Below are 10,465 nucleotides of genomic sequence, written 5' to 3'. Positions count from 1 at the left end.
ACCGACCCCAACCGGCTCGTCCAACGCATACACCACGACCTGATCGAACACGCCGGAGGACGACTCAACGACGACGTGGCCGTCATGGTGATCGAAAAGGCCCCCGGCGCTCCATGAGAAGAGCGCCCCGAAGGGGCGCGGGGAACTGCGCGACCGGCCACGACCGACCCGCACGCACCCGACCGCAGCACCACCCCGGACCCCGGCGACACGACAGGCGCGCGGCAAGCGGTGGGCATGAAGGCCCCCAAAGGGGTAAGCAGGAAATATGCCCCTTGAGCGGCGGTTGTCAGGATTCAAACAGCGATGGCACCCCAGCCACGTGCTGATCGCCGTTCCCCTCGGGATCATCGCGCTGGTCGTGGTGGTCGACCTGCTGACGCCGCCGGACATCCACCTGGGCCCGCTGCTGGTCGCCGCGCCCGCGATCAGCGCGGCCATCGGCGGGACGATGCTCACCGCCGCCATAGGCGCCCTCGCCGTGGCGGCGCAGGTGGTCATAGGGGTGTTCCACGGCGGCCTGTCGACGCCGAACCACCAGGCCCAGATCGCCGCCCTGCTGCTCGTCTCGGTGTTCGTGGTGGTCTTCCGCTACGTCCACGAACGCCACGAGCAGCAGCTGAACCAGGCGCGCTGGGTTGCGGAGGTCGCCCAGCGCGTGCTGCTGCGGCCGCTGCCGGCGCGGATCGGTCCGCTGCGGATCGCCTCGATGTATGTGGCGGCGGAGGCCGAGGCCCGGATAGGAGGCGATCTCTACGCCGTCGCCCGGACCCTGCACGGCCACGGCACCCGGATCATGATCGGCGACGTCCGGGGCAAAGGGCTTTCCGCGATCGGTGACGCCGCCCTGCTGCTGGGCGCCTTCCGCGCCGCCGCACACCGCAACCCGCCCCTGCCCCGGCTCGTGGCCCACCTCCAGAACGCCGTCTACTGGGACATGACCGACGCCTCCGAGGGGACGCCCACCGGGGAGGGCTTCATCACGGCGGCTGTCCTGGACGTCCCGGACCACCAGCCGCTCATCCAGCTGATCAACTGCGGACACCCGCCCCCGCTGCTGCTGCACCGCGGCGAGGTGACCGCGCTGACCGTGCGCGACCCCGCCCTCCCTCTCGGCGTCGGGAGCACTCTGACGGAGGACGACTACGAGTCCGAATCGTTCCCCTACCGGGCGGGCGACCTGTTGCTGCTGTACACGGACGGGGTCATCGAGTCGCGCAACGCCGCCGGGCGCTTCTACCCCCTCGCCGAACGGGTCGCCGCCTGGCAGGAGACCGACCCCAACCGGCTCGTCCAACGCATACACCACGACCTGATCGAACACGCCGGAGGACGACTCAACGACGACGTGGCCGTCATGGTGATCGAGCGGCGCCGCGAGGAGTCCGCGTGAGGCGCCGGCCGCACGTCGTGCCGGGCCGCGTGCCGTCCGCGGGCGCGCGGGCCGAGGCGCCCCCGCGCCCGCCGTCGCTGCCCCGGGCCGCGCACCGGCTCGTGGTGGCCGCGTACGTCCTGCTCGGCCTCGGAGTCGCCGCCGACCTGGCATGGAACCCGGGCTGGACCCTCTCCCCGCTGCTGGCCACCGCCCCGGTGCTGGCCAGCATCGGCACGCAGCGCGCCCGGGCCCCCCTCGGCGCCGGGATCGCCGCGCTGATCATGGTGCCGCTGCTGGCGCTGGCCGATCCCAACGTGCCGAACGGTGTGCACATGACCTCGGGGTTCACGGTGCTGGCCGTCACCTGCATCAGCACCGCCAACGTCGTGCTGGCCGCGACGCGGGAGCGCGAGCTCCTGGAGTCCCGCTCGGTGGCGGAGGCGGCCCAGCGCGCGCTGCTGCGGCCGCTGCCGGAACGCGTGAACGGCCTGCGGGTCGCCGTACGCTACCTGGCCGCGGCCGCCGAGGCCCGGGTGGGCGGCGATCTCTACGAGGTGCTGACGACGCCCTTCGGCATCCGGCTGATCATGGGCGATGTCCGCGGCAAGGGGCTGGCGGCCGTCGAGACCGCCTCGGACGTGCTGGGCACGTTCCGGGAGGCCGCCCAGGTCGAGCCCGACCTGGGCGCCGTGGCGCGCCGGCTCGACGCCACGGTGGAACGGCGGCGCAGCAGCGAGGAGTTCGTGACGGCCGCGCTGCTGAACCTGCCGGAAGGGGGCTCCGGCGGCCCCCGGGGCACCCGGGCGGCGCTGGTCAACTGCGGTCATCTGCCGCCGCTGCTCTGGCGGCCGGGCGCGGTGACCGAGCTGGAGACCCGAGCCGCCGACCCGCCGCTGGCTCTGTGGGAGCTCACCCGCGACGCGTACCACGACCGTACGTTCGACTTCGGGCCGGGCGATCTGCTGCTGCTCTACACCGACGGCGTGACGGAGGCCCGCGACCGGGCGGGCCGGTTCTACCCTCTGGCGGAGCGCCTGGCCGGAATGCCGGAGACGGGCTCGCCCGAGGTGCTGCTGGACCGCCTGGTCGCCGACCTGCTGGCGTACACGGGCGGCACGCTGTCCGACGACGCCGCGCTGCTGGCCGTCCACCGAGAGGGCCGTTCGGCGGGCCGGCGCCCCAGGTAGGCCACCGCTGTAACCTCGGCCGATCGCCGGTCGTTTCACCCTGCGTGCGCCGGCGATGGACGGTGACCTGGGCGCTGTGCGTCGCGGTCACCTGGGGACTGGTACGCACCAGTTCCGCCATGCCAGCCTGCAACAGCGCCTGGCCGGGCAGACCGGAGTGCCGGGCCGGCGCACCGAGCCCGCGCGGTCCGTCACCTCACCGACCGCCTAGCCCCCGGCCCCCGTTCGGAAGGTATCCTTGGTTTATGGCGGATCTTGAGCGGCAGCCCCACTCCCCGGCCCCGGACTCCCCCGGGGAGCCCTCGGCGGAACTGGCCGAGGCGGCGGCGCGGTTGCGGGTGCTGACGGGCGCGCTGATGCGGCGGCTGCGCGCGGCCGGCGAGGGCTCGGGCGTGACGTTGTCGCAGGCGTCCGTCCTCAGTCGGCTGGACCGTGACGGGCCCGCGACGACGGTGGCCCTGGCGCGAGCCGAGCGGGTGCGCCCCCAGTCGATGGGCGCGACGCTCGCCGCGCTGGAGGAAACCGGGCTGGTGGAGCGCTCCCCGCACCCCAGCGACCGGCGGCAGGCCATCATGTCCCTCACCGGCGAGGGGCGGCGGCAGCTGGCCGATGTGCGCCGCACCCGGGAGGGCTGGATCGCCCGGGCCCTGGCCGAGCGGCTCGACGAGCGTGAGCGGGCCGTGGTCGTCGAGGCGCTCGGCCTGCTCTCGCGGCTGACCGAGGAAGACTGAGCCCGTCGATCAAATCGCGCCCCCTCCCGGGCGATACCTCGCGCTCGCCCTCGGGCCGATCACCGGCGGTCGCCTCGGTGACCTCTACGGCCGCAAACGGACCTTCCTGCTGGGCACCGGCACCTTCACCGCCGCCTCACTGCTGTGCGGCCTCGCCGCCGACCCCACCGCGCTGATCGCCGCCCGCGCTGTGCAGGGTGCCGCGGCAGCCGGCTAAGAGCCCAGCGCGTGTCCCGTGGTGGCGTCGATGTGGCCGGGCACGGGGTCGTGGCGGTCGCCGACGGTCGGGGTGCCGGTGGGCTCGAACATCATGATGGACGCCCCCTCGGCCGAGGAGGGCTTGTGCTCCACGCCGCGCGGCACGACGAACACCGAGCCGCGCGGCAGGACGACGGTCCGCTCGCCACCCGGCCCGGGCTCGCGCAGGGCGATGCGCAGTTCTCCCTCCAGTACCAGGAAGAACTCGTCCGTGTTCTCGTGGACGTGCCAGACGTGTTCGCCGGCGACCTTGGCGATGCGGACGTCGTAGTCGTTGACCCGGGTGACGATGCGCGGGCTCCACAGGGCCTCGAAGGTGCTCAAGGCGGTCTTCAGGTCGACGGGTTGCTTCGGCTCATTGATCACCGCGCCATCGTCACACAGGAGTTCGACGGTCAGCCACGCAATACCTTCGCCTCCGTCTCCGGGTCCAGGCCCACCGCCGGCCGGTCGGGGCGCCGCGGCGACCCGGCGTCCAGGCCCTTGAGCCAGGCCCAGGTGTCGGCCACCGTCTCCTCGACGGGCCGGCAGCGGAGCCCGGCGGCGTGGGCCCGGTCCACCCCGAGCCGGTGGATGGCGTCGAAGAGCTCGCCCGGCGGTACCCAGACGGGCAGTTGCGTCCACGGATCGATGCCGGCGGCCTCGATCGTCTCCGGGCCGGTCCAGCGCAGCTCCGCGTCGGAGCCGGTGACGCGGGCGCAGGTCGCGAGGAGCTCTTCCATCGTGGTGTGCCCGGGCCGGCTGACGAGGTTGTACGGGCCGCCGAGGCCCTGTACGGCGGCGTCCAGGCACCAGGCGGCGAGGTCGCGGGCGTCGACGTACTGCAGCGGCAGTTCGCGGGGGCCCGGCGCGAGGACGGGGCCGCCGCGCGCGATGCGCTCCAGCCACCAGGGCAGCCGTCCGATGTTCTCCCACGGGCCGAGGATCAGGCCCGCGCGGACCATCAGCGCCCGGTCGCCGAACGCCTCGACGGCGGCCAGTTCGCCGCCCCGCTTGGCCTCGGCGTACGCCACGTCGCCGGCGTCCGGCGAGCCGTCCACCACCGGGCCGGTCTCGTCGGTGCCCGCCGGGCGGGGGTAGCGGTAGACGGAGCAGCTGGAGATGTAGACGTAGCGCCCGGCCCGGCCGGCCAGCAGCCGGGCCGTGTCCCGCACGGCCGAGGGGGCGCCGGACCAGGTGTCGACCACGACGTCCCACTCCCCCGTCGCCAGCGCGGCGAGCCCGTCGGCGGACGTGCGGTCGCCGTGCAGGGCCGTGACGCCCGGCGGCGGTGCGTGGTGTCCGCGGTGGAACACCGTCACCTCCCAGTCGCGCGCCAGCGCCGCCTCGCTGACGGCGCGTCCCACGAATTCGGTCCCACCCAGAATCAGAAGTCTCATGGGGCCGACCCTGCCCGGTGATCGGCGCGGTGGGAACCGGTCAAGCTCTCGGCGGAATCGCGCAGAGCTGAAAGCGGCGGGCGGCGCGGCGGGTTCGGCGGAGCGGGGCGGAGGGCAGGGTGATCGTACGGAAGGGAGGTGCCCCGTGGGCCTCGATGTGGTGATCGTGGGCGCCGGTGTGGCCGGGACCAGCGTCTTCGTCCAGCTGGTGGAGTCGCTCGCGTGCTCCTCCACCCGGCCGGCGTCGGTCGTGCTGGCGGATCCGCGTCCGGTCGGCTGGGGGACGGCCTTCGGCGACAGCGATCCGCTGCTGCTGTGCAACAGCGCGGCCGAGATCAACTCCCTGCTGGCGGACCGCCCGGACGACTTCGTCGACCACCTGCGGCGGCAGGGCTGGACCGGACGGCCGCAGGACTGCGTGCCCCGGGCCAGGATGGCCGAGTACTGCCACGACCACTACGTCCGGGCGCGGGCCCGGGCCGCCGAGCAGGGCGTGACCGTCCGGCACGTCGCCGCGGCCGTGCGGTCGGTCGGCGCGCGGACGGCCGACGGCCGGCACCGGGTGCGGCTGGCGGACGGTCAGGAGCTGACGGCCGACGCGGTCGTGCTGGCGACGGGCGTCCACCGGCCCCGCGTTCCGGACGGCTTCGGGCCCTTCACCGGCCATCCCCGCTATCTGGACAGCCCCTACCCGGCCGACCGGATCGGCCACGAGCTCCGGCCCGGGAGCCGGGTGCTCGTCGTGGGCATGCGGCAGTCGGCCGTCGACGCCGCGCTGCTGCTGTGCCGCGACGGTTACCGCACCACCATGACGTCCCGTTCCGGAGTGCTGCCCTCGGTGCGGGAGTCGCTCGCCGCGCCCGTGCGCGACTTCCCGTCGCTGGAGGGCATCGCCGCCCTGGATCCCGCCGACCCGTACCTGGCGGACCGTCTGACGCGCCGGGTGGTGGAGGCGGTGCGGCTGCTGGGGCCGGTGCCGCTGCGCCTGCAGACCTCGCGCGCGGCCGATCCGGTCCGGCGGCTGCGGGAGGAGACCGCGCTGGTGGAGCGGGGTGACTGCCGGTGGCCCGGGGTGGTCGTCGCGCTGATCGAGGCCGTCATCCCACTCGGCGCGGCGTTGCCGGCGCCGGCCCGCCGCTCGCTGGCGGCACATTTCGCCCCGTTCCTGGACCGCTGTGCCACCGCCATGACGGTCGTCAACGCCCGGCGGCTGCTGGCGCACCTGGACTCCGGCGCGCTGCGGCTGGCCCCGGCCTACCCGCTCGGCGTCGGCTTCGACGGCGCCGAGTGGCGGGTGCAGTGGCCCGGATCCGTGCGGGAGCGCTTCGACCACGTCGTCAACGCCACGGGCCACCATCCGCCCGAGCTGTCCTGGGACGCGGACGGGAAGGAGCTCCTCCTCGGCGGCCCGCCCGAGGGCGGCACCGCCGTCGACCGGCTGGAGGAGGACCTGCGGGTGCGCCGCGTGCCGGGCGAGGCGCCCGAGGCCGTCTGGGTGGCCGGCGTCGGCACGCACGTGCGGATCCCGTTCGCGAACCATCTGCGCAACGTCGTCCGGCAGGCCCGCGACGTCGCCGGCCAGGTGGCGCGGATCGCTCCCGGGGGGTGACGGCGCCCGGCGGCCGGCGGGGCCGGGCGCGCCTGCTCGGCAGTGGACTCCCCGGGTGCGCACAATACGGTCGCCCCCGGCCCCGAGGAGTCCGATGCACCGCAGCTGGTCCACCCAGGACATGCCGTCGCTGAGCGGCCGTCTCGCCGTCGTCACCGGCGCCAACAGCGGCATCGGCTGGATCACCGCCCGCGAACTGGCCCGGGCGGGGGCCGAGGTGGTGATGGCCGGCCGGGACGCGGACCGGTTGCGCGAGGCCGCCGACCGGCTGACCGCCGAGGTGCCCCGGGCCCGGCTCCGTCCCGAGCTCCTCGACCTCGCCGACCTCGCCTCCGTCGCCGTCTTCGCGCACCGCCTGGGCCGCGAACCCGGGCGGCCGCTCGACATCCTGGTCGACAACGCGGGCGTGATGGCGATCCCGGAGCGCCGGACCACCCGGGACGGCTTCGAACTCACCGTCGGCGTCAACCACCTGGGCCACTTCGCCCTCACCGGTCTGCTGCTGCCCCTGCTGCTGCGCGCCCCGGAGCCGGCTCGCGTCGTCACGGTCAGCGCCGCCATCTGCCGCAGCCCGCTGGCGGAGAGCGACTTCGACGACCTGCTGAGCGAGCGCCGCTACCAGCCGATGGGCGCGTACGCGAAGTCCAAGCTGGCCAACGTGTTGTTCGCGGTCGAGCTCCAGCATCGCGCCGACGCCGCGGGCGTGGCCCTGACCAGCGTCGCCGTCCACCCGGGTACCAGCCTGACGGGGCTTCAGCGGCACGCCTCGCACTACACCCGGGCCCTGGAGGGACTGCTGCTCGAACGCCTCATCGGGCAGCCGGTCGAGCAGGCCGCCCTGACCCCCCTCTTCGCGGCCACCGACCCGGCGGCCGCGCCGGGCGGCTTCTACGGCCCGACCGGCCGCTTCGAGGCCCGCGGCGCGCCGGGCCCCGTGGAGTTCCCCCGCACCGCCGCGGACTTGGGCCGCACCCGAGCCCTGTGGGTGCTGTCCGAGACGCTCACGGGGGTGCGCTGGGCCTGGCCCTGACCGCCGCCGCACCGCGCCACCGCGCCAGATCGGCGCGGGCGCCGAGCGTCTCGATGTGGCCGGGCCCGAGCACCCGTACGTAGTCGCCCAGTACCTCCTCAAGGTCGGCGGCCGCGCCGGCGGCGTCCCCCGCGAGCCCCCGGCAGCGGGCCAGGCCGCGGCGGGCATGGAGCGTGTTGGGGTGGTCCTGGCCCAGCAGCCGCAGATCGTCGGCGAGCAGATCGCGGTACGCGGCCGCCGCGCCGGCCGCGTCGCCCGCCTCGCCCCGCCAGTGGGCCAGGTCGGAGCGGCCGGTGAGCACGGTGGGGTGGTCCGGTCCCAGGACGCGGACGTAGTCGTCCACCAGCCGTCCGAAGGCGGTGGCGGCGCCGGCGGCGTCTCCCGCCGTGCCGGTCCACCACGCCAGGCCGTGACGGACGTTCAGGGTGTCGGGATGGTCGGGCCCCAGCACCCGCAGGTGGTCCGCCAGGAGCTCCGTGAATCCCTCGGCCGCGCCCGCCGCGTCACCCGCCTCGCCCCGCCAGTGGATCAGATTGCCCCGGGTGACCAGGGTGAGGACGTGGTCGGTTCCCACCAGCCGCTCGTAGTCGGGCAGCAGCTCCCCGAACCCCGTGGCCGCGCCCGCCGCGTCACCCGCCATGCCCCGCCACCAGGCCAGCGCGTGGCGGGTGTCCAGGGTGTCGGGGTGATCGGGCCCCAGCACCCGCAGGTCGTCTGCGAGCAGTTCCCCGTACGCCCGCGCCGCGCCGGCCGCGTCGCCGGTCATACCCCGCCACCAGGCGAGACGGCGGCGGCCGCGCAACGTGCCGGGATGGTCCCGGCCGACGTAACGCAAAGCGGTGGAGCACAGGTCCTCGAAGTGGGACACGGCGTCGGTGACGAGGCCGGCATGGCCCAGGCTGTCCCCGGCGCGGAAGAGGACGTCGTGCGGGCCTGGCCGCCAGAGCCCGTCGGGGGCGTGGGAGGCCAGCGTGGTGGTGTTGGCGCGGAGGGCCCGGACGAGGGCGGTGTCGCGTTCCGTGTCGGGCCACACGGCGTCCAGCGCGTCGGCGCAGGTGCGGGCCAGGGCGTCGCGTTCGGCGTCGCCCGGGAGCGCCTCGCGGGTGACCCGCTGGACGAGCGCGTGGACGCGGACCGCCTGGTGGGGTGTGCCGGGCGCGTGGTCGGCCAGGCTGAGCCGGTGCAGGCAGCTGATCGCGGCCGTCGCCTCCTCGGCGGTTACCGGGCGGTCCTGCCGGGGGCGATGCCGGGCGAGGTGGTCCAGCACCGGCGGTGCCAGCAGGACCGCGGAGGGAATGCCGTTGGGGTCGAGCATGGCGGCCAGTTCGAGCAGGGGCCGGGCCAGTCCCCGGGGCCGGAGCCGGTCGGCGTGGTCGACGGACAGCGACCAGGTGGCGGCCAGGGTGGTGCGGTGCGCGTCGGGCAGGCCCCCGTCCTCGGGGAGGAGACCGGGGAGCGTACGGGTGCGATCCGCCAGCAAGGCCCGGTAGGCGGCGCAGCCGAGGTGGAGATCGACGAGGTACGTGGTGGCCTGGGCCAGTGCCAGCGGCAGGTGGCCGAGGTCGCGGGCGAGGGCCGCGACCTCGGCCGGGTCGTCCCGGCGGCCCCGGGCGGCGAGCTTGGCGGTCAGATAGGAGGCGGCCTCGGCGGGCGTGAACAGGCCGACGTCGACGAGCCGCCCCGGCAGGGCGGCGTCCCGCCGGCGGGTGGTGAGGATCGTACGGCCGTGCGGACGCGGCGGCGGCCACAGACCGGTCCGGCCCGCCGCCGCCCCGAGGTCCGCCGGGTCGGTGACGTCGTCCAGCACGATCAGCCAGCGTCTGGTGGTCGACTGGGCCCAGGTGAGGAAGCGCGCGGCGGCCCGCTCGGGGTCGTCGAGACCCGTGGCCACGGCGGCACCGGCGCCGGCACCGCTGACGACGGCGGCGGCCTCGGCGTAGGCCTCGAGGATGCCGTGTCTGCTGGTCGCGGTGGCCCACACCAGCAGGTCGACGCCGCCCGCCTCCCACACGTTCCGGGCGTGGCGGGCGGCGATCTGGGTCTTGCCGGCTCCGCCGGTGCCGGAGAGCACCTGGCACGGCAGCGACGGGTCCAGCGCGGCGGCGATTTCGCGGTGCTGGAAGCAGTCCGCCTCAGGGGGGATCACCCCGACGGCGCACGGCCAGGCGATCGGCGGTGGCGGCGGTGCGTGGTAGTCGATGCGGCCGATGCCGAGGGCCGCGATGCCGTGGTGCTCGGCGTGGACGGTGTGCGCGGCGGCGGCCGGCGGCGGCTGGGGCGCTGACGGGGTGCCGGGTGCGGTCAGCCGTGGTCCGGACCCGGCGGAGGAGGGTTTCCCAGCGTCACGTCGCCCATCACCAGGGCGGCCGCGGAGCCGTGGTCGGCCCGGAGGTCCACGTTCCCGCCGACCGCCGCGCCGCCGTCCCCGGCCGAGGGACCGCGTGGCGCCGGCTGGGCCTCGACCAGTTCGCGCAGCGCCCGGGCCGTGTCGTCGCGTTCGGCCGCGTCGAGACTCTCCAGCAGGTCCTCGAAGCGGCCCTGCCAGTACGCCCCGAGCCGGGCGCGCACCCGTTCGGCCTCTTCGGGTCCGGCGCCGTCCAGCGCGGCCGCGGTACGGTCGAGACGCGCCTCGATCGCCCCGGCCCCGGCCGCCCGGCCGAAGAGCCGGGCCACCCGCTCGCGGAGCGCGTGCCAGGCGTCCGTGCCCGCCGCCGACGCGACGGCCGCGCCGGCTGCCGAGGCCAGATCCATCCATGCCTGTTCCACCGCGCCCCCTGACGTCCGGCCTGCGTCCGCGTCAGCAGGGTAGCCGTCATACCGGCTGTCGGGGGCCTGCCCGGCGACGGCACGATGGCGGTGGAGGTCCCGTGCTGCGGCCCGCGACGCCCGGGCGGGA

General features: G+C 75.4%; 9 protein-coding genes and 1 pseudogene. 6 read left to right on the top strand and 4 right to left on the bottom strand.

What is annotated here, in order from left to right:
• Positions 1-322 precede the first annotated feature (322 nt).
• From AB0K09_RS07605 to AB0K09_RS07590, 4 genes and pseudogenes are all read left to right on the top strand, one after another.
• The gene (locus AB0K09_RS07605; protein ID WP_366064367.1) at positions 323-1,393 is read left to right on the top strand and encodes a PP2C family protein-serine/threonine phosphatase; all 1,071 of its coding nucleotides are present in this window, start codon (positions 323-325) and stop codon (positions 1,391-1,393) included.
• Positions 1,390-2,562 (top strand): PP2C family protein-serine/threonine phosphatase, encoded by a 1,173-nt coding sequence (locus tag AB0K09_RS07600; protein WP_366064366.1) that lies wholly within the window; start codon positions 1,390-1,392, stop codon positions 2,560-2,562. The genes AB0K09_RS07605 and AB0K09_RS07600 overlap by 4 nt, the downstream gene beginning before the upstream one ends.
• A gap of 245 nt (positions 2,563-2,807) precedes the next feature.
• Positions 2,808-3,293 carry a MarR family transcriptional regulator gene (locus AB0K09_RS07595; RefSeq protein ID WP_366064365.1) on the top strand — a complete coding sequence of 162 codons (486 nt, stop codon included), beginning with the start codon at positions 2,808-2,810 and terminating at the stop codon, positions 3,291-3,293.
• A gap of 37 nt (positions 3,294-3,330) precedes the next feature.
• A pseudogene (locus AB0K09_RS07590) lies at positions 3,331-3,504 on the top strand (MFS transporter); the annotation flags it as partial.
• A 2-nt stretch (positions 3,505-3,506) separates the two neighbouring features.
• On the opposite strand, the gene AB0K09_RS07585 reads toward AB0K09_RS07590, so the two are convergent.
• Both AB0K09_RS07585 and AB0K09_RS07580 read right to left on the bottom strand, forming a co-directional pair.
• Complete coding sequence (locus tag AB0K09_RS07585) at positions 3,507-3,917, bottom strand: cupin domain-containing protein (RefSeq protein ID WP_366064364.1); 411 nt, start codon at positions 3,915-3,917, stop codon at positions 3,507-3,509.
• 29 nt (positions 3,918-3,946) lie between these two features.
• Positions 3,947-4,930 carry an NAD-dependent epimerase/dehydratase family protein gene (locus AB0K09_RS07580; protein ID WP_366064363.1) on the bottom strand — a complete coding sequence of 328 codons (984 nt, stop codon included), beginning with the start codon at positions 4,928-4,930 and terminating at the stop codon, positions 3,947-3,949.
• A gap of 145 nt (positions 4,931-5,075) precedes the next feature.
• Here AB0K09_RS07580 and AB0K09_RS07575 point away from each other — a divergent pair, with 145 nt between their 5' ends.
• Positions 5,076-6,539 carry an FAD/NAD(P)-binding protein gene (locus AB0K09_RS07575; RefSeq protein WP_366064362.1) on the top strand — a complete coding sequence of 488 codons (1,464 nt, stop codon included), beginning with the start codon at positions 5,076-5,078 and terminating at the stop codon, positions 6,537-6,539.
• A gap of 94 nt (positions 6,540-6,633) precedes the next feature.
• The gene (locus tag AB0K09_RS07570; protein ID WP_366064361.1) at positions 6,634-7,569 is read left to right on the top strand and encodes an oxidoreductase; all 936 of its coding nucleotides are present in this window, start codon (positions 6,634-6,636) and stop codon (positions 7,567-7,569) included.
• Here the strand turns inward: AB0K09_RS07570 and AB0K09_RS07565 are convergent.
• Positions 7,541-9,715: a tetratricopeptide repeat protein gene (locus AB0K09_RS07565; RefSeq protein WP_366064360.1), complete on the bottom strand. Its 2,175-nt coding sequence runs from the start codon at positions 9,713-9,715 to the stop codon at positions 7,541-7,543. The two genes, AB0K09_RS07570 and AB0K09_RS07565, sit on opposite strands and share 29 nt — an antisense overlap.
• Before the next feature lie 155 nt (positions 9,716-9,870).
• Positions 9,871-10,335 carry a hypothetical protein gene (locus AB0K09_RS07560; RefSeq protein ID WP_366064359.1) on the bottom strand — a complete coding sequence of 155 codons (465 nt, stop codon included), beginning with the start codon at positions 10,333-10,335 and terminating at the stop codon, positions 9,871-9,873.
• Between the last annotated feature and the right edge of the window lie 130 nt (positions 10,336-10,465).

The sequence above is a fragment of the Streptomyces sp. NPDC049577 genome (assembly GCF_040675635.1).
In the GTDB taxonomy this organism is placed as follows: Bacteria; Actinomycetota; Actinomycetes; order Streptomycetales; family Streptomycetaceae; genus Streptomyces.
The sequence above is the reverse complement of the archived record's forward strand: the minus strand, read 5'-3'. Positions and strand labels throughout refer to the sequence as shown.